The following is a 24285-nucleotide window of genomic DNA, read 5'->3' on the forward strand; positions in this document are numbered from 1 at the left end:
TTGCTTCTGACTGTATATATTTCGCGCGGCGCTGCTTGGCCGCCGGCATGACCGATCTGCGGCGCACCACGATGGCGCCGGCAATCGGTCGGCCGATTCCGCATTTTGGGCCCGTAAAGGCATGCGCCACGCTGCTTTTACCGGCTGGCTTGGCGTTTGCGCCAAAAATCGCTATAATCGCGGAGTCGCTGGGCGTACGGATTCAATGTGCGGCTCAGGTGCGACCACCAGTAAGAAGATGGGCGTTCCGCCCATTTTTTTTTGCTGAAACGGTTAGGCATCTCGGGTAGCGCTTCCTGCGCCGGCTAAGGCGCGCGCCCGCGGGTGAATCGCGAGCGGCGGGCGCGAACACCTGAGAGGACACAGTGCAACTGACGGAACTGATAGAAACCACGGTCACCGGGCTCGGCTACGAGCTGGTGGATCTCGAGCGCACCGGGCGCGGCATGCTTTGCATCTATATCGATCAGCCTGCCGGCATCTCGCTCGAAGATTGCGAAAAGGTCACGCGTCAGCTCCAGCACGTCTTGACGGTCGAAAACATCGATTACGAACGGCTCGAAGTCTCGTCCCCGGGGCTCGACCGCCCGTTGAAGAAGCTGGCCGACTTCGAACGTTTCGCCGGTAGCGAAGTTTCCGTGACCTTGAAAAAGCCGCTGGACGGGCGCAAGACGTACCGGGGCATTCTGCACGCGCCGAATGGCGAAACGATCGGTTTGGAATTTGAGAGGAAGAAGGGCGAGGCGGCCATGCTGGATTTCACGCTGGCCGATATCGACAAAGCCCGCCTGATTCCGCAAGTTGACTTTAGGAGCCGCAAATAATGAGTCGCGAAGTGTTGATGCTGGTGGATGCGCTGGCGCGCGAGAAAAACGTCGACAAGGATGTGGTGCTGGGCGCCCTCGAGGCTGCGCTCGCGTCCGCTTCCAAGAAGCTGTTCGACGAAGGCGCCGAAATCCGCGTCCATATCGATCGCGAAAGCGGCGAGCACGAAACCTTCCGTCGCTGGCTCGTCGTGCCCGACGAGGCAGGCTTGCAGGAGCCGGATCGCGAGATCCTGCTGTTCGAGGCGCGTGAGCAGAAGGCCGACGTCGAAGTCGGCGAATATGTCGAGGAACCCGTTCCGTCGATCGAATTCGGTCGAATCGGCGCGCAGGCCGCCAAGCAGGTGATCCTGCAGAAGGTGCGCGACGCAGAACGCGAGCAGATCCTGAACGATTACCTCGAGCGCGGCGAAAAGATCATGACGGGTACGGTGAAGCGCCTGGATAAGGGCAACTTCATCGTCGAATCGGGCCGTGTCGAGGCGCTGCTGCGCCGCGATCAGCTGATCCCGAAGGAAAACCTGCGCGTGGGCGACCGCGTGCGCGCGTACATCGCGAAGGTCGATCGCACCGCGCGCGGCCCGCAGATCGAGCTGTCGCGTACGGCGCCCGAGTTCCTGATGAAGCTGTTCGAGATGGAAGTGCCGGAAATCGAGCAGGGCCTGCTCGAGATCAAGGCGGCTGCCCGCGACCCGGGCGTGCGCGCGAAGATCGGCGTCATCGCGTACGACAAGCGGATCGATCCGATCGGCACCTGCGTCGGCATCCGCGGCTCCCGCGTGCAGGCCGTGCGCAACGAGCTCGGTGGCGAAAACATCGACATCGTGCTATGGTCGGAGGATCCCGCCCAGTTCGTGATCGGCGCGCTCGCGCCGGCAGCTGTCCAGTCGATCGTCGTCGATGAAGAAAAGCACTCGATGGACGTCGTCGTCGACGAGAACGAGCTGGCTGTCGCGATCGGCCGCAGCGGTCAGAACGTTCGCCTTGCCGGTGAACTGACCGGCTGGCAGATCAATATCATGACGCCGGACGAATCCGCGCTGAAGCAGGGCGAAGAGCGCGACCGGCTGCGTGCGCTGTTCATGGCGCGTCTCGACGTCGACGAAGAGGTTGCCGACATCCTGATCGACGAAGGCTTCACGAGCCTCGAAGAGATCGCGTACGTGCCGCTCAACGAAATGCTCGAAATCGAGGCGTTCGACGAGGACACCGTGCACGAACTGCGCAACCGCGCACGCGACGCGCTGCTGACGATGGCCATCGCGAACGAGGAAAAAGTCGAGAACGCGGCGCTGGATCTCAAGAGTCTCGACGGCATTACGCCGGAGTTGCTCGCGAAGCTGGCCGAACACGGTGTGCAGACGCGAGACGATCTCGCCGAGCTTGCAGTGGATGAACTGGTCGACCTGACCGGAGTGGAAGAGGATGCCGCTAAGGCGTTGATCATGAAAGCACGTGAACATTGGTTCCAGTGAGAAATGACCATGGCGCACTGATTTGATGGCGGCCGTATGGCCTGACCCGATGCTAACCGCAAGGAATCGGTCCTTGCACTAAGAGGAATGAATGGCGAGTAACAACGTAGCCCAATTTGCCGCGGAACTGAAAATGCCTGCTGGTGTGCTGCTCGAACAGCTGCAGGCAGCGGGCGTCCAGAAAGCGAGTGAAGACGATGCGCTGTCCGAAGCGGACAAGGCGCGTCTGCTCGATCATTTGCGCAAGTCGCACGGCGCAACCGACGGCGACAAGCGCAAGATCACGCTGACCCGCAAGCATACGTCGGAGATCAAGCAATCTGACGCGACGGGCAAGGCTCGCACCATTCAGGTCGAGGTCCGCAAGAAGCGCACGTTCGTCAAGCGCGACGACGTAAGCGAGGGTGCGGAACAGGGTCAGGCGCAGGTCGCCGAAGCGGACGACGATGCGGAACTGAAGCGTCGCGAGGAAGAGGCGCGCCGCGAGGCCGAGCTGCTCGAGCAGCAGGCGCAGGAACTGCGCGCGCGTCAGGAACGCCTCGAGCGCGAGGAAGCGGAACGTCGCGCCCGCGAGGAAGCGGCCGAAGCCGAGCGCCGTCGCGCCGAGGAAGAAGCGGCGGCGAAGCGTGCCGCGGCTGAAGCTGCGGCGGCACAGCAGCAGGCAGCCGCGCAGCAGGCTGCTGCGGCCGAACAGAAAGCGGAGACTGCGCAATCCGCGCAGTCCGCCCAGGACGAAGCACGCGCAGCCGCCGAACGTGCGGCGCAGCGCGAAGCGGCGAAGAAGGCTGAAGACGCTGCCCGCGAGGCGGCGGACAAGGCGCGGGCCGAGCAGGAAGAGATCAGCAAGCGTCGTGCGGCGGCAGAAGCCGAAGCGCGTGCGATTCGCGAAATGATGAACACGCCGCGCAAGGCCGTGGTCAAGGCAGTCGAGCCGCCGAAGCCGGTCGAGCCGCCGAAGCCCGCCGAAGCGAAGGGCACGCTGCACAAGCCGGCAAAGCCGGAAGGCGCGCAGGCGCGTCCGGCCGTGAAGAAGCCGGCCGGCGCTGCACCGGCAACGACGCAGGCGCCGGCAGGCGCGGGCGACCGCAACAAGAAGCCGGGCGCAGGCAAGGGCGGCTGGCAGGACGACGCGGCGAAGCGTCGCGGCATCAAGACGCGCGGCGATTCGAGCGGCGGCGTCGACCGCGGCTGGCGCGGCGGCCCGAAGGGTCGCGGCCGTCACCAGGACAGCGCATCGTCGTTCCAGGCGCCGACCGAGCCGATCGTGCGTGAAGTGCACGTGCCGGAAACCATTTCGGTTGCGGATCTCGCGCACAAGATGTCGATCAAGGCCTCGGAAGTCATCAAGGTGATGATGAAGATGGGCCAGATGGTCACGATCAACCAGGTGCTGGACCAGGAAACGGCGATGATCGTCGTCGAGGAACTGGGCCATCGTGCGGTTGCCGCGAAGCTGGACGATCCGGAAGCGCTGCTCGTCGAAGGCGAGACCGGTACCGATGCGGAGCAACTGCCGCGTCCGCCGGTCGTCACGGTGATGGGTCACGTCGACCACGGCAAGACCTCGCTGCTCGACTATATCCGTCGCGCGAAGGTGGCGGCCGGTGAAGCGGGCGGTATTACGCAGCACATCGGCGCGTATCACGTCGAAACGCCGCGCGGCGTCATCACGTTCCTCGATACGCCGGGTCACGAAGCGTTCACGGCAATGCGTGCACGCGGCGCGAAGGCGACCGACATCGTGGTGCTGGTGGTGGCGGCCGACGACGGCGTGATGCCGCAGACGAAGGAAGCAATCGCCCACGCGAAGGCGGGTGGCGTGCCGATCGTCGTGGCGATCAACAAGATCGACAAGCCGGACGCGAATCCCGACCGCGTCAAGCAGGAACTGGTCGCGGAAGGCGTCGTGCCGGAAGAATACGGTGGCGATTCGCCGTTCGTGCCGGTGTCGGCAAAGACGGGCGCGGGCATCGACGATCTGCTCGAGAACGTGCTGCTGCAGGCCGAAGTGCTGGAATTGAAGGCACCGGTCGAGGCGCCGGCGAAGGGCATCGTGATCGAAGCGAAGCTCGACAAGGGCAAGGGCCCGGTCGCGACGATCCTCGTGCAGTCCGGTACGCTGAACCGCGGCGATATCGTGCTCGCGGGCTCGGCCTACGGCCGCGTGCGCGCGATGCTCGACGAGAACGGCAAGCCGACGAAGGAAGCCGGCCCGTCGATCCCGGTCGAAATCCAGGGTCTGTCGGAAGTGCCGGGCGCGGGCGAGGAAGTGATCGTACTGCCGGACGAGCGCAAGGCGCGTGAAATCGCGCTGTTCCGTCAGGGCAAGTTCCGCGACGTGAAGCTCGCGAAGCAGCAGGCCGCGAAGCTGGAAAGCATGCTCGAGCAGATGGGCGAAGGCGAAGTGCAGAACCTGCCGCTTATCGTCAAGGCCGACGTGCAGGGTTCGCAGGAAGCACTCGTGCAGTCGCTGCTCAAGCTGTCGACCGACGAAGTGCGCGTGCAAATCGTGCACGGTGCGGTGGGTGGCATCAGCGAAAACGACGTCAACCTTGCAACGGCATCGAAGGCAGTCATCATCGGCTTCAACACGCGTGCGGATGCGCAGGCGCGCAAGCTCGCGGAAGCCAATGGCGTCGATATCCGCTACTACAACATCATCTATGACGCAGTGGATGAGGTGAAGGCGGCGATGTCGGGCATGCTGGCGCCGGAGAAGCGCGAAGTCATCACGGGTACGGTCGAGGTGCGCCAAGTGTTCAAGGTGCCGAAGATCGGCGCGGTCGCAGGCTGTATGGTCACGGACGGTATCGTCAAGCGCTCGTCGTCGGTTCGCGTGCTGCGCAACAACGTCGTGATCTTCACGGGCGAACTCGAGTCGCTGAAGCGCTTCAAGGACGACGTGAAGGAAGTCAAGCAAGGCTTCGAGTGCGGCATGTCGGTGAAGAACTTCAACGACATCGTGGAAGGCGACCAGTTCGAAGTCTTCGAAGTGACCGAAGTCGCGCGTACGCTGTAATCGTCGCGTATCGGCTCATGGGCGGGGCAGGCGTGGGCTTGTCCCGCCCATTTTTCATGGCGGCCCGCCAAAAGGCGGCCGCATTATCCTGATAAACGAATCAGGGATCGATCATGTCCAGGAAACGTACTTCCCCCAATCGCAACGTTCAGATCGCCGATCAGATTCAGCGCGATCTGTCCGAACTCATCATGCGCGAGGTTAAAGATCCGCGCATCGGTATTGTCACGATCCAGAGCGTGGAACTCACGCCGGACTACGCGCACGCGAAGATCTACTTCACCGCGTTGACCGGCGATCCGGCCAAGACGCAGGAAGCGCTGAACCATGCGTCGGGTCACTTGCACAACCTGCTGTTCAAGCGCCTGCACATTCATACCGTGCCGACGCTGCATTTCCACTACGACCAGACGATCGAGAAGGCCGTCGAAATGTCCCGCCTGATCAAGGAAGCGAACTCGACGCGCGCGAAGGACGACGACGAGGCCGACGCGGCCGCCAAGGACGACTGAGCTCGACCGGCCTATGACGACTGCAGCATCCCAACGTCCGCGCGTGCCCCGGCGCGTGCTGGACGGCGTCCTCCTGCTCGACAAGCCGATCGGCCTGTCGAGCAACGATGCGCTGATCCGCGCAAAGCGCCTGCTTCTTGCGAAGAAGGCCGGCCACACCGGCACGCTCGATCCGCTGGCTTCCGGCCTGCTGCCGCTGTGCTTCGGCGAGGCGACGAAGTTCTCGCAGGATCTGCTCGATGCAGACAAGACCTACGAAGCGACGATGCGTCTCGGTCAGCGAACGGCCACCGGCGACGCGGAAGGCGAAGTGATCGACACGCGGCCCGTCGAGTGTGACGGCGCGGCGGTGGAAGCCGCGCTCGCGCGTTTCACCGGCCCGATCGTGCAGGTGCCGCCGATGTATTCGGCGCTCAAGCGCGACGGCAAGCCGCTGTACGAATATGCGCGCGCGGGCCAGACCGTCGAGCGCGAAGGCCGCAACGTGACGATCCATGCGCTCGGCCTGCTCGCGTGCGACCTGCCCGACGTGACGTTTCGCGTGACCTGCAGCAAGGGCACCTACGTGCGCACGCTGGCGGAGGATATCGGCGAGGCGCTGGGTTGCGGCGCGCACCTGACGATGCTGCGCCGGACCGGAGTCGGCGCGTTGACGCTCGAGCATGCAGTGACGCTCGACGCGTTGTCCGATGCCGACGAAGCGTCGCGCGATGCGTGGCTCCAGCCGGTCGACGCGTTGCTGTCGACGTTTCCGCTGGTGCGTCTCGATGAAACCAGCGCGAAGCGATTCCTGCATGGGCAGCGTCTGCCGTTGTCGGCGCTCGATGCGATCGACGCGGCCGACGGCGAGCGCGTGCGTGTCTACGACGCGACGCGGTTGCTCGGCGTGGCGCGCAAGGCGAACGGAGTACTGGCGCCGGAGCGGCTCGTCGTCACGGCCGCCTGACGCAACGGCGGGACGTACACCCGCTGGAATGGAAAAAGCCCGGTCGATGTCGACCGGGCTTTTTGTTTGCGCGCAGGCTGCGCGGGTTCAGTGTGCAGCCGAGGCCGCCGCACCTGCATCGCCGCCGCCGGTGCGTTCGGGCTTCGTGATCCAGATCAGCCCGATCAGCAGCACGAAGATTGCCGCGGAGATGTAGAAGAGGTCGTTCACGCCGAGCTGCGCGGCCTGCTGCGTGGCCATGTTGTTGATCAGCCCGTGCGCCTGGTCCTGCGTCAGTCCGAGGTTGCCCATCTGGTTGACGGCCTGGTTGAAGGTCGGGTTGTAGACGTTCGTCTGTTCGACCAGCTGCGCGTGGTGAAAATTGTTGCGGTGATCCCACGCCGTCTGGAAGATCGATGTGCCGATGCCGCCGCACATGATCCGCACGAAGTTCGACAGGCCCGATGCCGCCGGGATGCGATGGCCGGGGAGGCCGGACAGCGTGATCGACACCAGCGGGATGAAAAAGCCGGCCATCGCGATGCCCTGCACGAGCGTCGGCAACGTCAGCGACCATTCGTCGACCCCCGTCGTGTAGCGCGAACGCATCCAGAAGCACAGTGCGAACGTCAGGAACGACGCCGTCGAGATATAGCGCGGATCGGTGCGCGGCAGGTACTTCCCGGTGAGCGGCGACAGCAGGATGGCGAACAGCCCGACAGGCGCCATCACCAGGCCGGCGTCGGTCGCGGTGTAGCCGATCTGCGTCTGCAGCCACAGCGGCAGCAACACGAGGTTGCCGAAGTACAGGCCATAGCCGATCGACAGCGCGACCGTGCCGCCGGTGAAGTTCCGCATGCGGAACAGCGACAGGTCGACGACCGGGTGCTCGGCGGTCAGCTCCCAGATGACGAAGAACGCGAACGCGATGACGGCGGTCAGCGCGAGCACGATGATGGTCGTGCTCGCGAACCAGTCGAGATCCTTGCCCTTGTCGAGCATGATCTGCAGCGAGCCGACCCAGACGACCAGCAGCGCAAGACCCACGCCGTCGATCGGCGCGCGGCGCACGGCCGATTCCCGATGGCGGTAGATCGCCCACGTCGCGGCGGCGGCTGCGATGCCGACCGGGATGTTGACGTAGAAGATCCACGGCCACGAGTAGTTGTCCGAGATCCAGCCGCCGAGGATCGGGCCGGCAACGGGGGCGATCAGCGTCGTCATCGCCCACAGCGCGAGCGCCATCGGCGCCTTGGCGCGCGGATAGCTCGAGAGCAGCAGCGCCTGCGACAACGGAATCATCGGGCCCGCGACCGCGCCTTGCAGCACGCGCGACCCAAGCAGGAACGGCAGGTTGGGCGAGAGTCCGCACATCCACGACGAGATGACGAACAGGATGATCGACGCGAGGAACAGGCGAACCTGCCCGAAGCGATCGGTCAGCCAGCCCGTCAGCGGCACGGAGATCGCGTTGGCGACCGCGAACGACGTGATGACCCACGTGCCCTGGTCGGACGACACGCCGAGGTCGCCCGAGATGGTCGGGATCGCGACGTTCGCGATGGACGTGTCGAGCACGTTCATGAACACCGCGAGCGATACCGCGATCGTCCCGATCACGAGCTGCCCGCCCTGCAAGGGCGGGTGAGAGACAGGAGCCTGTGCCATGTCGGTTGCTTTTCCGGTGGCGGAACGGTTACATCATTTTCGCGGCGGGATTCGACTTCGCCGCGGCAGGCGTCGCTGCGTTGCCGCCTGCGTTCTCGGCAACGATGCGGGCGATTTCGGCGTCGGCTTCGTCGCCGTACTTCGCGAACACGCTGGTTTCATAGACGGTGTTCGGTGCGTTCACGAGCTGGTCGCCGCGTTCGTCCTTGATGTCGACGTCGACCTGCATCGACAGGCCGATGCGCAGCGGGTGCTTGTCGAGATCCTTCGGATCGAGTTCGATCCGCACCGGCAGGCGCTGCACGACCTTGATCCAGTTGCCGGTCGCGTTCTGCGCCGGCAGCAGCGAGAACGCCGAGCCCGTACCGGCCGAGAAGCCGACCACCTTGCCGTGATAGACGGCCGACGAGCCGTAGATGTCGGCCGTCAGCTCGACCGGCTGGCCGATGCGCATGTGCTTGAGCTGGACTTCCTTGAAGTTCGCGTCGACCCACACCGCGTTGAGCGGCACCACGGACATCAGCGGCGTACCCGGCGACACGCGCTGGCCGACCTGCACCGAGCGCTTCGCGACATAGCCCGTGACCGGAGCGGGCAGTACGTTACGCGCGTTTGCCAGGTAGGCGTCGCGAACCTTGGCGGCCGCGGCCATCACGTTCGGATGCGATGCGATCGTCGTGTTCGCGGTCAGCGCGCGGTTCGACGCGAGTTGCTGCTGCGCGGCGTCGAGCGATGCCTGGGCGGCCTTCACGGCGTCGCGTGCGTGCGAGATTTCTTCCTGCGACACGGCGCCCGTCTGCGCGACGGCCATGCGGCGACGGAGGTCGTCCTCGGCCTTCGACAGGTCGGACTGGCGCAGCGCGACTTGCGCGCGGTACTGGTCGTCGTTGACGAACAGTCCGCGCACCTGGCGCACCGTCTGCGCGAGATTGGCTTCGGCTTGCTGCAGCGCGACCTGCGAGTCGGCCGGATCGAGCACGACGAGCGGATCGCCGGCCTTGACCGTCTGCGTGTCGTCGGCCTTCACCGCGATCACGGTGCCGGTGACCTGCGGCGTGATCTGCACGACGTTGCCGTTGACGTATGCATCGTCGGTTCCCTCATGGAAACGGGCAACGAGGAAGTAGTACAGGCCGTACGCGATGGCCGCGATCACGATGACCGCGACGAGCAGCGTCATCATCCGTTTGCGCTTCCCGTTGTTTTGCGACTGGGCGCTGGCGGCGTTTTGTTGAGGGTCGCTCATGGCGATTTTCTCCGTCCGTTGTTTCGAGTGTCTGCGTAGTGGTGGCGCCGGATCAGTTGGCGGCCTGTTTTGTCGGTTTGTCGGCGTCGGGCGCGGCGAGCGGCGTGCCGGTCGCGTCGAACCCGCCGCCCAGCGCCTTGATCAGCGCGAGCTGCATGTCGCGCCGGCGCATCTTCAGGTTGGTCACCGTCTGCTCCGACGCGAGGCGGTTGCTGTCCGCGGTCAGTACCTGCAGTTGCGGCGACAGGCCGGCCTTGTAGCGGATCACCGCGAGGTCGTACGCGCGCGTCGATGCATCGAGCGCGCGCTGTGCGTCGCCCATCTGGCGATCGATCGCGCGGATCGACGAGACCTGCGTCGCGACGTCGTTCAACGCGCTGATCAGCGTCTGGTTGTAGTTCGCCACCGACAGGTCGAAGTCCGCGTAGCGGCCCTTGAGCTGGGCGCGCAGTGCGCCGGCGTCGAAGATCGGCAGGTGGATCGCCGGGCCGAACTGCGCCTGGCGGCTCGTGAAGTTCAGGAATTTGCCCCAGCCGAATGCATCGAAGCCGAAGCCGGCCGCGAGGTTCACGTCCGGATAGAATTCGGCCTTTGCTTCCTTCACGTCGTGCATCGCGGCTTCGACTTGCCAGCGTGCGGCGACGATATCGGGGCGGCGCGAGACGAGGTCGGCCGGCAGGTTGCCGGGCAGCGTGACTTCGCCGCCCGGATTCAGCACGGGCGCGGCGATCTGCAGCCCGCGATCCGGACCCTTGCCGAGCAGCGCGGCGAGCTGGTAGCGCACCGTCGTGATCTGGCCGTCGAGATCCGACAGCGAGGCCTGGGTCGTCGCGATGTTGCCGCGGGCCGTCTGGCGTTCGACGTTGGTGTCGAGGCCTGCCGACACGCGACCGTCGGTGATCTTGCCGACCGTCTCGCGGTTGGCGATCTCGCGTTGCGCGATTTCGCGCAGCGCATAGAGCTGCGCGAGCGAGTTGTAGGTTCGCGCAACCGACGACGCGAGCGTGATGCGCGCCTGCTGCATGTCGGCCTCGGCCGCCTTTTCCTGCGATACCGCGGTGTGCAGGCGTTCGCGGTTCTTGCCCCACAGGTCGAGTTCCCACGACGCGCTCGCGAGCGCGTTGTTCTCGCCATACCACTCGCCGCCGTACGGGGGCGGGACCAGCGCGTTCGACGAATACAGCTCGCGCGTCCATGAATAGCTGGCTTCCGCCTTCGGCAGCAGGTTCGAACGCGACGATTCGATGTACGACGACGCCTTGGCGAGGCGCGCCTGCGCCTGAGCGATCGACGGATTGCCCAGCAGGGCTTCGTCGATCAGCTTCGGCAGTTGCGGATCGCCGAACCGGCTGGCCCAGTCGAGCGCGGGCCACTGGCCGCCCTGGGCCGGCAGGCTGCGGGCGGATTCGAATTGCGATGCGGGGGCGATCTGCTTGTCGCTCTTGATGCCGATGTAGTTTGCGCAGCCCGCCAGCGCCAGCGCGGCAACCGCGGCGGCGACGGCGGCGCGGCACGACTCGGCGCGCACGGACAACGGGGAGGATTTCATCGCGCTGATCCCTGACTCGGAATGAATGATGGACACTGCAAGGATTTCCTTACATTAATCTGTCAAAAGTAATTGTTATGGCAACTATTACGCGACGCTGCTGCCGGTGGTCTCGCAATAGTTGCTGAGAATGCGGCGCAGCATGCTCTTCAGGAACCCGACTTCCTCCGGCGTAAAGCCGTCCAGCACCTGGTCGAGCACGCTGCGGAAAATGGGCGGCAGCCGTTCGGCGAGCGCACGGCCTTCGTCGGTCAGCTCGAGGCGAACCACGCGCCGATCCTCGATGCTGCGGACGCGGGACAGCAGGCCGCGCTTCTCGACCCGGTCGAGCAGGCGCGTGACCGCGCTCGCGTCGATGCCGTACTCGCGCGCGAGCTCGGCGGCCGTCGAGCACTTGCCGACCGCGATCATGAACAGCATGCTCGCCTGCGTGCCCGTGATGCCGAGCTCTTCCTGCGTGCGTTGCGTGACGAGGTTGGTCATCACCGATTTCACGCGCGACATCAGATAACCGACGCTGTCGTTCATCTGATACGTAGACAGTGGCGAGACGGGTGGTTGGGGAGAAGAGTCCGACATAAAACCCTGAGACTGCAATAGTTGACTAGGCAGCAGTATAGGCACAGTTGTTTGTCGCGGCAAATATTAATCGAACGGCAACGGGCGCGCTTCGCGTCGCAAAAGTCCCTGGCATTGGTAAGGTTTTTGGGGCTGGCGACGCAGGCGATGTCGGTCGACTGGCCCGCTCGGGGGAGGGCGCGGCCCGGCCGGCGTGTTGCGTCGCGCCATGCAGGTCTGCTCTCGACACTCTGACGTGCTATAATTTGAGGCTTTCCAAGCTGCAATGCGCGCGCCCGTGAAAAACGAGCGGGCGCGTTTGCGCGTTCAAACGATTTCCAGGTTTCTATGACCCGCGCCCTTCGCAATATCGCCATCATCGCCCACGTCGACCATGGCAAGACCACGCTCGTCGACCAACTGCTTCGCCAGTCCGGCACCTTCCGCGAGAACCAGCAGATTGCGGAACGGGTGATGGACTCGAACGACATCGAAAAAGAGCGCGGGATCACGATTCTCGCGAAGAACTGCGCGGTCGAGTACGAAGGCACGCACATCAACATCGTCGACACTCCGGGGCACGCGGACTTCGGTGGCGAGGTCGAGCGCGTGCTGTCGATGGTCGACTCGGTGCTGCTGCTGGTCGACGCGGTCGAGGGCCCGATGCCGCAGACGCGCTTCGTCACGAAGAAGGCGCTCGCGCTCGGCCTGAAGCCGATCGTCGTCGTCAACAAGATCGACCGTCCGGGCGCGCGGATCGACTGGGTCATCAACCAGACCTTCGACCTGTTCGACAAGCTGGGCGCGACCGAAGAGCAGCTCGACTTCCCGATCGTCTACGCATCGGGCCTGAACGGTTACGCGTCGCTCGACCCGGCCACGCGCGAAGGCGACATGCGCCCGCTGTTCGAGGCGATCCTCGCGCACGTGCCGGTTCGTCCGGCCGACCCGGAAGCGCCGCTGCAGCTCCAGATCACGTCGCTCGACTATTCGACGTACGTCGGCCGGATCGGCGTCGGCCGCATCACGCGCGGCCGCATCAAGCCGGGCCAGCCGGTCGTGATGCGCTTCGGCCCGGAAGGCGACGTGCTGAACCGCAAGATCAACCAGGTGCTGTCGTTCAAGGGCCTCGAGCGCGTGCAGGTCGACTCGGCGGAAGCGGGCGACATCGTGCTGATCAACGGTATTGAAGATGTCGGCATCGGCGCGACGATCTGCGCGGTCGATACGCCGGAAGCGCTGCCGATGATCACCGTCGACGAGCCGACGCTGACGATGAACTTCCTCGTCAACTCGTCGCCGCTCGCCGGCCGCGAAGGCAAGTTCGTGACGAGCCGCCAGATCCGCGACCGCCTGATGAAGGAGCTGAACCACAACGTCGCGTTGCGCGTGAAGGACACCGGCGACGAAACCGTGTTCGAAGTGTCGGGCCGCGGCGAACTGCACCTGACGATTCTCGTCGAGAACATGCGTCGCGAAGGTTACGAGCTGGCCGTGTCGCGTCCGCGCGTCGTGATGCAGGAAATCGACGGCGTGAAGAACGAGCCGTACGAACTGCTGACCGTCGACGTCGAGGACGAACACCAGGGCGGCGTGATGGAGGAGCTCGGTCGCCGCAAGGGCGAAATGCTCGACATGGCGTCGGACGGCCGCGGCCGCACGCGTCTGGAATACAAGATCTCGGCGCGCGGCCTGATCGGCTTCCAGAGCGAATTCCTGACGCTGACGCGCGGCACGGGCCTGATGAGCCACATCTTCGACTCGTACGCACCGGTCAAGGAAGGTTCGGTCGGCGAGCGCCGCAACGGCGTGCTGATCTCGCAGGACGACGGCGCCGCCGTGGCATACGCGCTGTGGAAGCTGCAGGATCGCGGCCGCATGTTCGTGAAGCCGGGCGACGCGCTCTACGAGGGCATGATCATCGGCATCCACAGCCGTGACAACGACCTCGTCGTGAACCCGATCAAGGGCAAGCAACTGACCAACGTGCGCGCGTCGGGCACCGACGAAGCAGTGCGCCTCGTGCCGCCGGTCCAGATGTCGCTGGAGTACGCGGTCGAATTCATCGACGAGGACGAACTCGTCGAGGTGACGCCGCAGTCGATCCGCCTGCGCAAGCGCTTCCTGAAGGAGCACGAGCGTCGTCGCGCGAGCCGCGAAGGCGCGGTCGACTGAGCATTCGGGTCGATGGCTGCATGACGAAAAAGGCTGCCTCGGGGCAGCCTTTTTTGCGTCCGCGCGAGATGCAATCGGGCAGCCTGCAAAACACTGTTCCCGCGGGTGGCGGCAATCCGGCAAAACCCCGCCGCGCGGTGCTTTCAGGCACATTTCGCCATGAACTTCGGTACCGGTTCTGTGATATGCTGCGCGCACGCAAGTTTTAGGTCCTTCCAAGCAAGACTTGATTCGCAATCCGCTAAACGGTCAGGCCGTGTCGCGGAAGGTTGAGCAACCCGCTATTTCTCGAGAAGCTCGAAGAAAGGTGAGCGTAAAATGTCAGATGTAATGAAGCAGTTTCAGCTGAACTCCTATCTGTTCGGCGGCAATGCTTCGTACGTTGAAGAACTGTACGATGCATACCTCAACAATCCGGCGTCCGTGCCGGAGAACTGGCGAGAGTATTTCGACGCGCTGCAGAACGTACCTGCAACGGACGGTTCGAATGCCAATGACGTCGCCCACTTTCCGATCGTCGAATCGTTTGCCGAGCGTGCGAAGGCCAATGCCTTCATCCCGCGCGAAAGCAGCACCAATCTTGCTGCGGCGCGCAAGCAAGTCCACGTGCAGTCCCTCATCAGCGCCTATCGCTTCCTTGGCTCGCAATGGGCCAACCTCGATCCCCTGAAGCGTCGCGAACGTCCCGCCATCCCCGAACTCGAGCCCGCGTTCTACGACTTCTCGGAAGGCGACCTCGACCAGACGTACAGCGCAAGCAACCTGTATTTCGGTTTCGACCAGGCTTCGCTTCGCGATATCGTCAAGGGGCTGCGCGATACGTATTGCGGCACGATCGGCGCCGAGTACATGTACATCAGCGATCCGGAGCAGAAGCGCTGGTGGCAGGAGCGCCTCGAGTCGACCCGCGCGACGCCGAACTTCTCGGCGGACGAGAAGAAGCACATCCTGAACCGCCTGACGGCCGCCGAAGGCCTCGAGCGTTACCTGCACACCAAGTACGTCGGCCAGAAGCGCTTCTCGCTCGAAGGCGGCGAAAGCTTCATCGCGTCGATGGACGAAGTCGTCCAGCACGCGGGCAAGCGCGGCGTGCAGGAAATCATCATCGGCATGGCCCACCGCGGCCGTCTGAACGTGCTGGTCAACACGCTGGGCAAGATGCCGGCCGACCTGTTCGCCGAATTCGAAGGCAAGCACGTCGACGACCTGCCGGCCGGTGACGTGAAGTACCACAAGGGCTTCTCGTCGGACGTGTCGACGGAAGGCGGCCCGGTTCACCTGTCGCTCGCATTCAACCCGTCGCACCTCGAAATCGTGAACCCGGTGGTCGAAGGTTCCGCGAAGGCGCGGATGGACCGTCGCGGCGACGAAGACGGCCTGCAAGTGCTGCCGGTGCAGATCCACGGCGACGCGGCCTTCGCAGGCCAGGGCGTCGTGATGGAAACGCTGAACCTCGCGCAGACGCGCGGTTACGGCACGCACGGCACGCTGCACATCGTCATCAACAACCAGATCGGCTTCACGACGTCCGACCCGCGCGACGCGCGCTCGACGCTGTACTGCACCGACGTCGTCAAGATGATCGAGGCGCCGGTGCTGCACGTGAACGGCGACGATCCGGAAGCCGTGATCCTCGCGACGCAGATCGCGATCGATTACCGGATGCAGTTCCACAAGGATGTCGTGATCGACATCGTCTGCTTCCGCAAGCTGGGTCACAACGAGCAGGACACGCCGGCCGTCACGCAGCCGCTGATGTACAAGAAGATCGCGCAGCACCCGGGCACCCGTGCGCTGTACGCCGAGAAGCTCGTGCAGCAGGGCGTGATCACCGCGGAAGACGCCGACAACTACGTGAAGGCGTACCGCAAGGCGATGGACGACGGTCACCACACGGTCGACCCGGTCCTGTCGAACTACAAGAGCAAGTACGCGGTCGACTGGGTGCCGTTCCTGAACCGCAAGTGGACGGACGCAGCCGACACGGCCGTGCCGCTCGCCGAACTGAAGCGCCTCGGCGAACGCATCACGACGGTGCCGGAAAACTTCAAGGTCCACCCGCTCGTCGAGCGCGTGATCAACGACCGCCGCAACATGGCGCGTGGCGACCAGCCGCTCGACTGGGGCATGGGCGAACACCTCGCGTTCGCGTCGCTCGTCGCATCGGGCTACTCGGTGCGCCTGACGGGCCAGGACTCGGGTCGCGGCACGTTCACGCACCGTCACGCGGTGCTGCACGACCAGAACCGCGAGCGCTGGAACGACGGCACCTACGTGCCGCTGCAGAACATCGCCGAAGGCCAGGCGAAGTTCACGGTGATCGACTCGGTGCTGTCGGAAGAAGCGGTGCTGGGCTTCGAATACGGCTACTCGACCGCCGAGCCGAACACGCTCGTGCTGTGGGAAGCGCAGTTCGGCGACTTCGTCAACGGCGCGCAGGTCGTGATCGACCAGTTCATCTCGTCGGGCGAAGTGAAGTGGGGCCGCGTGTCGGGTCTCACGATGCTGCTGCCGCACGGCTATGAAGGCCAGGGTCCGGAACACTCGTCCACGCGTATCGAGCGCTTCCTGCAACTGTGCGCGGATCACAACATGCAGGTCGTCCAGCCGACGACGCCGGCGCAGATCTTCCACCTGCTGCGCCGCCAGATGATCCGCCTGTTCCGCAAGCCGCTGATCGTCGCTACGCCGAAGTCGCTGCTGCGTCACAAGGAAGCCGTGTCGGATCTGTCGGAACTGGCGAAGGGTTCGTTCCAGCCGGTGCTGGGCGAAACCGACGGCGGCATCGACGCGAAGAAGGTCAAGCGCGTGCTGGCATGCTCGGGCCGCGTGTACTACGACCTCGTCGCACATCGCCGCGAAGCGAAGGCGAACGACGTCGCGATCATCCGTATCGAGCAGTTGTATCCGTTCGCGCACAAGCAGTTCGAAGCCGAAATGAAGAAGTACGAGAACGCGACTGAAGTGGTCTGGGTGCAGGACGAGCCGCAGAACCAGGGCCCCTGGTTCTACGTCGAGCACCACCTGAAGGAAGGCATGAAGGAAGGGCAGAAGCTGGCATACAGCGGCCGTCCGGCTTCGGCCTCGCCGGCGGTTGGCTACTACGCGAAGCACTACGAGCAGCAGAAGGCCCTGATCGAAGGTGCTTTCGGCCGCCTGAAGAGCGCATCGATCGCGAAATAACCGACGGACGCGAAACGGGAGGGCGCAGTGCGCTTTCCCGTCTCCTTCGGCCTGCCGGGCGCGTTGCGCGCCGTACCGGCGGAAGGAGTCGCACGAACCTCGTCATACCCCAGATTAAGCATCCAGGAAAATCACATGGCTATCGTAGAAGTCAAAGTCCCCCAGCTTTCGGAGTCGGTCTCGGAAGCCACCATGCTGCAGTGGAAGAAGAAGCCGGGCGAAGCAGTCGCGCAGGACGAAATCCTGATCGAACTCGAGACCGACAAGGTCGTGCTCGAAGTGCCGGCGCCGGCAGCGGGCGTGCTCGCGCAAGTGATGCACCACGACGGTGACACGGTGGTTGCCGACCAGGTGATCGCAACGATCGATACCGAAGCGAAGGCTGGTGCGGCCGAAGCAGCGGCAGGCGCAGCCGAAGTCAAGCCGGCCGCGGCACCCGTCGCAGCCGCACCGGCAGCGCAACCGGCTGCCGCCACGGCATCGTCGGCAGCCGCATCGCCGGCCGCGTCGAAGCTGCTGGCCGAGAAGGGCCTGTCGGCAGGCGACGTCACGGGTTCGGGCCGCGACGGCCGCGTCACGAAGGGCGACGCGCTGGCCGCTGGCAGCGCACCGAAGGCCGCTCCGGCTGCCGCACCGGCCAAGGCCGCGGCGAAGCCGTCGCTGCCGGACGTGAAGGTGCCGGCGTCGGCGACGACCTGGCTGAACGACCGTCCGGAACAGCGCGTGCCGATGTCGCGCCTGCGTGCGCGTATCGCCGAGCGTCTGCTCGAATCGCAGCAGACCAACGCGATCCTGACGACGTTCAACGAAGTCAACATGGCTCCGGTCATGGAACTGCGCAACAAGTACAAGGACAAGTTCGAGAAGGAACATGGCGTGAAGCTCGGCTTCATGTCGTTCTTCGTGAAGGCGGCCGTGCACGCGCTGAAGAAGTTCCCGCTCGTGAACGCGTCGATCGACGGCAACGACATCGTCTACCACGGCTACTTCGACATCGGTATCGCTGTCGGCTCGCCGCGCGGCCTCGTCGTGCCGATCCTGCGCAATGCCGATCAGCTGAGCCTTGCCGAGATCGAAAAGAAGATCGCCGAATTCGGCCAGAAGGCGAAGGACGGCAAGCTGTCGATCGAGGAAATGACGGGCGGTACGTTCTCGATCTCGAACGGCGGCGTGTTCGGCTCGATGCTGTCGACCCCGATCATCAACCCGCCGCAGTCGGCCATCCTCGGCGTGCACGCGACGAAGGAGCGTCCGGTCGTGGAAAACGGCCAGATCGTGATCCGTCCGATCAACTACCTCGCGCTGTCGTACGACCACCGCATCATCGACGGCCGCGAAGCCGTGCTGTCGCTCGTCGCGATGAAGGATGCGCTGGAAGATCCGGCACGCCTGCTGCTCGACCTGTAAGCCGAGTTTCACCGCATTGACCCGTTCCGCACGGGCGCGCGACACGCGCGCCCGTGCGGGCGCACAAGTAGAAAGGATTGCCATGTCCAAGGAATTTGACGTCGTCGTGATCGGCGCCGGCCCCGGCGGCTACATCGCCGCGATTCGCGCCGCGCAGCTGGGCAAGACCGTTGCCTGTATCGAGAAGTGGAAGAATCCGGCCGGCGCGCTGAAGCTCGGCGGCACCTGCCTGAACGTCGGCTGCATCCCGTCGAAGGCGCTGCTGGCCTCGTCGGAAGAATTCGAGAACGCGCAGCACCATCTCGCCGACCACGGCATCAGCGTCGACGGCGTGAAGATCGACGTCGCGACGATGCTCGGCCGCAAGGACGGCATCGTCGAGAAGATGACGAGCGGGATCGAGTTCCTGTTCAAGAAGAACAAGATCACCTGGCTGAAGGGCCATGGCAAGTTCACCGGCAAGACCGACGCCGGCGTACAGATCGAAGTGAGCGGCGAGGGTGAAACCGAAGTCGTCACCGCGAAGAACGTGATCATCGCGACGGGCTCGAAGGCGCGTCACCTGCCGGGCATCCCGGTCGACAACAAGATCGTGTCGGACAACGAAGGCGCGCTGACGTTCGACGCGGTGCCGAAGAAGCTCGCCGTGATCGGCGCAGGCGTGATCGGCCTCGAGCTCGGCTCGGTGTGGCGCCGCCTGGGCGCCGAAGTGACGGTGCTCGAAGCGCTGCCGGCATTCCTCGGCGCGGCCGACGAAGCGCTCGCGAAGGAAGCGGCCAAGCTGTTCAAGAAGCAGGGCCTCGACATCCATCTCGGCGTGAAGATCGGCGAAGTGAAGACGACCGCGGACGGCGTGTCGATCGCTTACACGGACAAGGACGGCAACGCGCAGACGCTCGACGCCGACCGCCTGATCGTGTCGGTCGGCCGCGTGCCGAACACCGACAACCTCGGCCTCGAGGCGATCGGCCTGAAGGCGAACGAACGCGGCTTCATCGACGTCGACGACCACTGCCGCACGGCCGTGCCGAACGTGTACGCGATCGGCGACGTGGTGCGTGGCCCGATGCTCGCGCACAAGGCGGAAGACGAAGGCGTGCTGGTCGCGGAAGTGATCGACGGCCAGAAGCCGCACATCGACTACAACTGCATTCCGTGGGTGATCTACACGTACCCGGAAATCGCGTGGGTCGGCAAGACGGAGCAGCAACTGAAGGCCGAAGGCCGCGAGATCAAGACGGGCAAGTTCCCGTTCTCGATCAACGGCCGTGCGCTGGGCATGAACGCACCGGACGGTTTCGTGAAGATGATCGCGGACGCGAAGACGGACGAACTGCTCGGCGTGCACGTGATTGCCGCGAACGCGTCGGACCTGATCGCGGAAGCCGTGGTGGCGATGGAATTCAAGGCGGCGTCGGAAGACATCGCCCGTATTTGCCATCCGCACCCGTCGATGTCGGAAGTGATGCGCGAAGCGGCGCTCGCCGTCGACAAGCGCTCGCTGAACAGCTGAGCACGGTATAGCGCCGGCCCGTCGGCCGGCGCAGCCGTCACATGACGAAGGCGGGCGGGGTTTCCCGCTCGCCTTCGTTTTTTCCGGTTTGCCCGATGAACGTCACCGAATACTACACGCGCGAACTGACCACGCGCGGCTATCAGTCCGATCCCGCACAGCGCGCGGCCGTCGATCGCCTGCAGCAATGTTTTGACGAGTGGGTCGAGTACAAGGCGCGCCGCTCGAACGCATTCAAGAAGCTCATCAATCATCCGGACCTCCCGCGCGGCGTCTACATGTGGGGCGGCGTCGGTCGCGGCAAGAGCTTCCTGATGGACAGCTTCTTCGCGGTCGTGCCCGTGCAGCGCAAGACGCGCCTGCATTTCCACGAATTCATGCGCGAAGTGCACCGGGAGCTCGAGGAACTGAAGGGGCAGGCCGATCCGCTCGACGAACTCGCGCGGCGCATCGCGAAGCGCTACCGGCTGATCTGCTTCGACGAGTTTCACGTATCGGACATCGCCGATGCGATGATCCTGTACCGTCTGCTCGACCGTCTGTTCAACAACGGCGTGCAGTTCGTGATGACGTCCAACTACGATCCCGACGACCTGTATCCGGACGGCCTGCATCGGGACCGCATGCTGCCGGCGATCGCGCTGATCAAGGACAGGCTCGACGTGCTCAACGTCGATGCGGGCGTCGACTACCGCCAGCGCACGCTCGCGCAGGTGAAGATGTATCACACTCCGCTCGGCGCGGACGCCGATCGCGAGTTGCGGCATGCATTCTCGAAGCTCGCCGCGGTACCCGACGAAAGCCCGATCCTGCATATCGAGAAGCGCGAACTGAAGGCGCTGCGCAAGGCGGATGGCGTCGTATGGTTCGATTTCGCGACGCTGTGCGGCGGCCCGCGTTCGCAGAACGACTACCTCGAACTGGCGAGCCGCTTCCATGCAATCGTGCTGTCCGAGGTGCCGCAGATGTCGCCGCGGATGGCGTCCGAGGCGCGGCGCTTCACGTGGCTCATCGACGTGCTGTACGACCACAAGGTCAAGCTGCTGATGTCCGCGGCGGTGCCGGCGGAGCAACTGTACGTCGAAGGCCCGATGGCCAACGAGTTCGCACGCACGGTGTCGCGCATCGTCGAGATGCAGTCGAAGGAGTATCTCGAAACACCGCGCCGCATCGTCGATACGTCGCTGACTTGAGGGTGCTTGGCGGTAATTGACCGGATTCAAACGTCAATTCCGGTCAAATTCAGGCAATCTTGGGGTATTTTCGGATTCGTCTTATATTCATTGTCGGGGTGAGCCGATATCGTTGTGTCATGGTTACTAAGGCTGGAGATGTCCATGACACCGTATCGCGATCTGAACGACCACGAGTGGCGCTGCGTTGCGCCGCTTCTGCCCGAAATGCAGCCGCGCACCGAGTTGCGTGGCCGGCCGTTGGCCAATACGCGTGCCGTCCTGAACGGCGTGCTGTGGGTGATCTACAGCGGGGCAACGTGGTCGGCCATGCCGCGCCGTTACCCGTCGTATCAAACCTGCCATCGCCGTTTCAAGGTCTGGCACGAGACGGGCGCGTTGATGAACGTCATGCGTGAGCTCTATGGCGACGCAGGCGTGAATCTCTGCAACGAATTGTCCACGCGGATGCGCAAGCATGTGCAATCGAAGGCGGCAGAAGCACGCAGCAACGTGGCTCCGGCCTTTCATCCGCCGGGTAGCCATGCGCCCGGCACGCTGAAGCACGCTGCGTGATGCGGGTTCGTTCCGGCGGCGTCCGCACCAAAAGAAAATCGGCCTGACGACATCGTCGCAGGCCGATTTTTCGTTGAGCCGCGCGTTCAGGCGCGCGCCAGAATTATTGCTGGCGTACCCAGGTCTGCGAACGGCCGAGCAGCGACACGCCGATGTAGCCGCGCACGATCAGTTTCTGGCCGCCGTCTTCGAGCGTCATCTTGCACTTGTAGACCTTGCCGTTTTCCGGGTCGAGAATGTTGCCGCCGTCCCAGTGGTCGCCTTCCTTCTTCATCGCCTTGATGATCGTCATGCCCTTGATCAGCTGATCCTTGCGCTCGTCCGTGCAGGCGGTGCAGCGGCGATCGGGCGTATCGTTCGCGCCGAGGCCCTTGAGGACCTTGCCGGACAACGCGCCGTCACCGTCCTCGGCGATCTGCACGAGTGCCTTCGGCTGATGGGTGTTGTCGTCGATCGTCTGCCACATGCCGATCGGGCTGTCGGCTTGTGCGAACGTGGGTGCTGCGCAGGCGAGCAGTGCGCCGGCCATGGCCATTGCACGCAACGGGCGGGTCAGTTGAAGCATTGTCGTCCTCCTTGTTTTGCATGTCGTGTTCGATCGGCTCGCACGACCGTCTGCATGGGGCGGGCATGTTGCGAGCTTCGCCAGAATACGTGAAACCACGCGCCGCGTTTGATAGAGGGGGCTCTAATCGAAACAGCCCGCGCGACGACGCGGGCTGTTCGGTGAGCGGTCAATTGAGCTGATACGAGAAGGCGGCGTTGACGCGCGGGCTGCGCGACGCACTTTCGACGGGCGCGTCGCCGACCGGCTTCGCGATGTTCAGGTCGAGGCTGTAGAAACGGCTGTCCGTGAACCGCACGCCGATGCCGACCGACGACATGCGGTTCGGCGACGGCGTGCCTGCGTGCAGGTATACGCGCGCCATGTCGTAGGCAATATACGGTGTGACCGATTTCATGTAGGTCCAGCCCGGCGAGAACGCGCGGTTGACTTCGAGCGACATCCCCCAGCCGGAATCGCCCGACGCCTCGCCCGGCTGATAGCCGAGCGCGTAACGGGTCGAGCCGAACGAGATCTGTTCGGACGTCGGCAACGAGTCGGCGCTGTATTGCCCGGTCAGCGAAACCGACGTGCCGATCCGGAACGGCCATTCGTTGGTTTGCGTGAAGGTTGCGCCGGTACGGACGAAAGTCAGTGAAGTCGGGTCGGCATAGGTCGTCGTGGTACTGCCGTTCGTGCCGATCTGCGATTTCGATGCGCCGAGAATGTCGAACGCCTTCGCAACGTTGATGCTCAGTTTTTGCACCTGCTTCGGCTGGACGGTCGTGTAGTCAAGCTGCAGTTGCAGCACACGCACCTGCGACCGGTTGTTGAGGGTCGCACCGTTGATCTGGTTCTGGTAGTTGTCCTCGTTGTGGGCCGCGTAGCCCGACACCGTGCCGAGCAGGCTGCGCTGGTTGTTCAGCAGTATCGGATAGGATGCCGAAAGACCAAGCTTTTCGTTCTTGACCGTACGCTGGACATACGACGGCAGGCCCGGATTGTCGGTCGGCTTGCCGCGATAGGTGCTCGCATCGAGGCGCGTGATGAGGCCGCTGCTGCCGACAGGCAGTGCGCCACTGAATGCGAAGTACGTTTGCTTGTCGCGTCCCGGCGGCGCCAGCGCGGAGATGCTCAGTTGCTCGCCGAACCGCGTGAGACCGTTCTCGGTCGCGGTGATGAGGCCCTGGACGCCCGGATGGTTGAAGTCGACGCCGGTGCTGACGTTGAACGGCTTGCGGTCGACCGCGAGTTCGAGCGTCGTCGCGCCGTCGGTGGTTTGCGGAGGCGGCACGTTCGCCTTTACCGTGAGGCCGGGGAGCAGGCCGAACGTATTCACGTAGCGCTCGAACGTTGCACGGCGCAGCGGACGATCGGCGGTGATGTTCGCGGCGATCGCGCGAATCTTCGGTTCCATCGCGCCGGGCTTGCCGGTGACCTTGACGTCCGACACATAGCCTTCGACAACCGTGATGCGTACGACGCCGTTTTCGAACGTCTGCGCGGGAACGAACGCGAACGACAGCGCATAGCCGCGATCCTGGTACAGCTTCGTCACGCCGTTGGCGGTTTCGATCAGTTCGCCGATCGTGATGTCCTTGCCGACGAGGGGGGTGAAGCGACGCGAGATTTCGTCGAACGGCACCGACTTCACGCCTTCGACCTGGAACGTCGCGGGCGTCAGGTGACGCGACAGCAACTCCTGCAATTGCGGCGCTTGCGGTGCGACCTGCACGGTCACGTTCGGGCCGGTTTTCGGTGCGTTGATCTGGGGCAGGGAGTCCAGCGGGTTACCCCCGACGCGTGTCTGTGCATGTGCCGTGCCGGCTGCCGCGATCGCGAGCAGCATCATCCATCTGTCGAGTCTGGATTTCATTGTTCTTCCTCGTAGGCCTTGCTTTTCGTCTTCTTGGTAATGCCGACGCGCGACACCAGGGTG

18 protein-coding genes are annotated in these 24285 nt (G+C 64.2%); 12 read left to right on the forward strand and 6 right to left on the reverse strand.

What is annotated here, in order from left to right:
* The first annotated feature begins 365 nt into the window (after positions 1 to 365).
* From rimP to truB, 5 genes are all read left to right on the forward strand, one after another.
* Positions 366 to 824 (forward strand): ribosome maturation factor RimP, encoded by a 459-nt coding sequence (gene rimP, locus GQ56_RS0130205; RefSeq protein ID WP_014897219.1) that lies wholly within the window; start codon positions 366 to 368, stop codon positions 822 to 824.
* Positions 824 to 2299 carry a transcription termination factor NusA gene (gene nusA, locus GQ56_RS0130210; protein WP_031402205.1) on the forward strand — a complete coding sequence of 492 codons (1476 nt, stop codon included), beginning with the start codon at positions 824 to 826 and terminating at the stop codon, positions 2297 to 2299. The genes rimP and nusA overlap by 1 nt, the downstream gene beginning before the upstream one ends.
* Positions 2300 to 2390: 91 nt before the next feature.
* Positions 2391 to 5318: a translation initiation factor IF-2 gene (gene infB, locus GQ56_RS0130215; protein WP_031402206.1), complete on the forward strand. Its 2928-nt coding sequence runs from the start codon at positions 2391 to 2393 to the stop codon at positions 5316 to 5318.
* Between the two features lie 113 nt (positions 5319 to 5431).
* Complete coding sequence (rbfA, locus tag GQ56_RS0130220; RefSeq protein WP_031402207.1) at positions 5432 to 5830, forward strand: 30S ribosome-binding factor RbfA; 399 nt, start codon at positions 5432 to 5434, stop codon at positions 5828 to 5830.
* Between the two features lie 13 nt (positions 5831 to 5843).
* Complete coding sequence (gene truB / locus GQ56_RS0130225) at positions 5844 to 6776, forward strand: tRNA pseudouridine(55) synthase TruB (RefSeq protein ID WP_031402208.1); 933 nt, start codon at positions 5844 to 5846, stop codon at positions 6774 to 6776.
* 87 nt (positions 6777 to 6863) lie between these two features.
* Here the strand turns inward: truB and GQ56_RS0130230 are convergent, their stop codons facing one another.
* The 4 genes from GQ56_RS0130230 to GQ56_RS0130245 form a co-directional block, all read right to left on the reverse strand.
* Positions 6864 to 8423, reverse strand: coding sequence for a DHA2 family efflux MFS transporter permease subunit (locus GQ56_RS0130230; RefSeq protein WP_031402209.1), 1560 nt, complete (start codon positions 8421 to 8423; stop codon positions 6864 to 6866).
* 28 nt (positions 8424 to 8451) lie between these two features.
* Positions 8452 to 9669 carry an HlyD family secretion protein gene (locus tag GQ56_RS0130235; protein WP_031402210.1) on the reverse strand — a complete coding sequence of 406 codons (1218 nt, stop codon included), beginning with the start codon at positions 9667 to 9669 and terminating at the stop codon, positions 8452 to 8454.
* Between the two features lie 52 nt (positions 9670 to 9721).
* Positions 9722 to 11218, reverse strand: coding sequence for an efflux transporter outer membrane subunit (locus tag GQ56_RS0130240; RefSeq protein ID WP_031402211.1), 1497 nt, complete (start codon positions 11216 to 11218; stop codon positions 9722 to 9724).
* 87 nt (positions 11219 to 11305) lie between these two features.
* Positions 11306 to 11797, reverse strand: a complete 492-nt coding sequence (locus GQ56_RS0130245) for a MarR family winged helix-turn-helix transcriptional regulator (RefSeq protein WP_031402212.1) — start codon at positions 11795 to 11797, stop codon at positions 11306 to 11308.
* 327 nt (positions 11798 to 12124) lie between these two features.
* On the opposite strand from GQ56_RS0130245, the gene typA reads away from it, so the two are divergent.
* From typA to GQ56_RS0130275, 7 genes are all read left to right on the forward strand, one after another.
* The gene (gene typA, locus GQ56_RS0130250; RefSeq protein WP_031402213.1) at positions 12125 to 13951 is read left to right on the forward strand and encodes a translational GTPase TypA; all 1827 of its coding nucleotides are present in this window, start codon (positions 12125 to 12127) and stop codon (positions 13949 to 13951) included.
* A gap of 20 nt (positions 13952 to 13971) precedes the next feature.
* Positions 13972 to 14160, forward strand: a complete 189-nt coding sequence (locus GQ56_RS45935) for a hypothetical protein (RefSeq protein WP_075123060.1) — start codon at positions 13972 to 13974, stop codon at positions 14158 to 14160.
* Positions 14161 to 14269: 109 nt separating this feature from the next.
* A complete protein-coding gene (locus GQ56_RS0130255; protein ID WP_031402214.1) occupies positions 14270 to 17134 on the forward strand; it encodes a 2-oxoglutarate dehydrogenase E1 component in 2865 nt (954 codons plus the stop codon).
* A 135-nt stretch (positions 17135 to 17269) separates the two neighbouring features.
* Positions 17270 to 18541, forward strand: coding sequence for a 2-oxoglutarate dehydrogenase complex dihydrolipoyllysine-residue succinyltransferase (gene odhB, locus GQ56_RS0130260; protein WP_031402215.1), 1272 nt, complete (start codon positions 17270 to 17272; stop codon positions 18539 to 18541).
* An 82-nt stretch (positions 18542 to 18623) separates the two neighbouring features.
* A complete protein-coding gene (gene lpdA, locus GQ56_RS0130265) occupies positions 18624 to 20054 on the forward strand; it encodes a dihydrolipoyl dehydrogenase (RefSeq protein ID WP_031402216.1) in 1431 nt (476 codons plus the stop codon).
* Positions 20055 to 20149: 95 nt separating this feature from the next.
* The gene (gene zapE, locus GQ56_RS0130270; RefSeq protein WP_031402217.1) at positions 20150 to 21247 is read left to right on the forward strand and encodes a cell division protein ZapE; all 1098 of its coding nucleotides are present in this window, start codon (positions 20150 to 20152) and stop codon (positions 21245 to 21247) included.
* A 144-nt stretch (positions 21248 to 21391) separates the two neighbouring features.
* Positions 21392 to 21802 (forward strand): transposase, encoded by a 411-nt coding sequence (locus tag GQ56_RS0130275; RefSeq protein WP_031402218.1) that lies wholly within the window; start codon positions 21392 to 21394, stop codon positions 21800 to 21802.
* 103 nt (positions 21803 to 21905) lie between these two features.
* Here the strand turns inward: GQ56_RS0130275 and GQ56_RS0130280 are convergent, their stop codons facing one another.
* The gene (locus GQ56_RS0130280) at positions 21906 to 22367 is read right to left on the reverse strand and encodes a DUF2147 domain-containing protein (RefSeq protein ID WP_031402219.1); all 462 of its coding nucleotides are present in this window, start codon (positions 22365 to 22367) and stop codon (positions 21906 to 21908) included.
* Positions 22368 to 22536: 169 nt separating this feature from the next.
* On the reverse strand, positions 22537 to 24222 hold the full coding sequence (locus tag GQ56_RS0130285) for a ShlB/FhaC/HecB family hemolysin secretion/activation protein (RefSeq protein WP_031402220.1): 1686 nt from the start codon (positions 24220 to 24222) through the stop codon (positions 22537 to 22539).
* Positions 24223 to 24285 lie beyond the last annotated feature (63 nt).

Source organism: Burkholderia paludis, assembly GCF_000732615.1.
GTDB classification, from domain to species: Bacteria; Pseudomonadota; Gammaproteobacteria; order Burkholderiales; family Burkholderiaceae; genus Burkholderia; species Burkholderia paludis.

What these genes read in the sequence shown, in the direction of transcription:
- infB (WP_031402206.1), top strand. Translation starts at nt 2,391, where the DNA reads ATGGCGAGTAACAACGTAGCCCAATTTGCCGCGGAACTGAAAATGCCT.
- GQ56_RS0130275 (WP_031402218.1), top strand. Translation starts at nt 21,392, where the DNA reads ATGACACCGTATCGCGATCTGAACGACCACGAGTGGCGCTGCGTTGCG.
- GQ56_RS0130240 (WP_031402211.1), bottom strand. Translation starts at nt 11,218, where the DNA reads ATGAAATCCTCCCCGTTGTCCGTGCGCGCCGAGTCGTGCCGCGCCGCC.
- zapE (WP_031402217.1), top strand. Translation starts at nt 20,150, where the DNA reads ATGAACGTCACCGAATACTACACGCGCGAACTGACCACGCGCGGCTAT.
- GQ56_RS0130245 (WP_031402212.1), bottom strand. Translation starts at nt 11,797, where the DNA reads ATGTCGGACTCTTCTCCCCAACCACCCGTCTCGCCACTGTCTACGTAT.
- GQ56_RS0130235 (WP_031402210.1), bottom strand. Translation starts at nt 9,669, where the DNA reads ATGAGCGACCCTCAACAAAACGCCGCCAGCGCCCAGTCGCAAAACAAC.
- GQ56_RS45935 (WP_075123060.1), top strand. Translation starts at nt 13,972, where the DNA reads ATGACGAAAAAGGCTGCCTCGGGGCAGCCTTTTTTGCGTCCGCGCGAG.
- rbfA (WP_031402207.1), top strand. Translation starts at nt 5,432, where the DNA reads ATGTCCAGGAAACGTACTTCCCCCAATCGCAACGTTCAGATCGCCGAT.
- GQ56_RS0130255 (WP_031402214.1), top strand. Translation starts at nt 14,270, where the DNA reads ATGTCAGATGTAATGAAGCAGTTTCAGCTGAACTCCTATCTGTTCGGC.
- GQ56_RS0130280 (WP_031402219.1), bottom strand. Translation starts at nt 22,367, where the DNA reads ATGCTTCAACTGACCCGCCCGTTGCGTGCAATGGCCATGGCCGGCGCA.
- GQ56_RS0130285 (WP_031402220.1), bottom strand. Translation starts at nt 24,222, where the DNA reads ATGAAATCCAGACTCGACAGATGGATGATGCTGCTCGCGATCGCGGCA.
- lpdA (WP_031402216.1), top strand. Translation starts at nt 18,624, where the DNA reads ATGTCCAAGGAATTTGACGTCGTCGTGATCGGCGCCGGCCCCGGCGGC.
- GQ56_RS0130230 (WP_031402209.1), bottom strand. Translation starts at nt 8,423, where the DNA reads ATGGCACAGGCTCCTGTCTCTCACCCGCCCTTGCAGGGCGGGCAGCTC.
- nusA (WP_031402205.1), top strand. Translation starts at nt 824, where the DNA reads ATGAGTCGCGAAGTGTTGATGCTGGTGGATGCGCTGGCGCGCGAGAAA.
- truB (WP_031402208.1), top strand. Translation starts at nt 5,844, where the DNA reads ATGACGACTGCAGCATCCCAACGTCCGCGCGTGCCCCGGCGCGTGCTG.
- odhB (WP_031402215.1), top strand. Translation starts at nt 17,270, where the DNA reads ATGGCTATCGTAGAAGTCAAAGTCCCCCAGCTTTCGGAGTCGGTCTCG.
- typA (WP_031402213.1), top strand. Translation starts at nt 12,125, where the DNA reads ATGACCCGCGCCCTTCGCAATATCGCCATCATCGCCCACGTCGACCAT.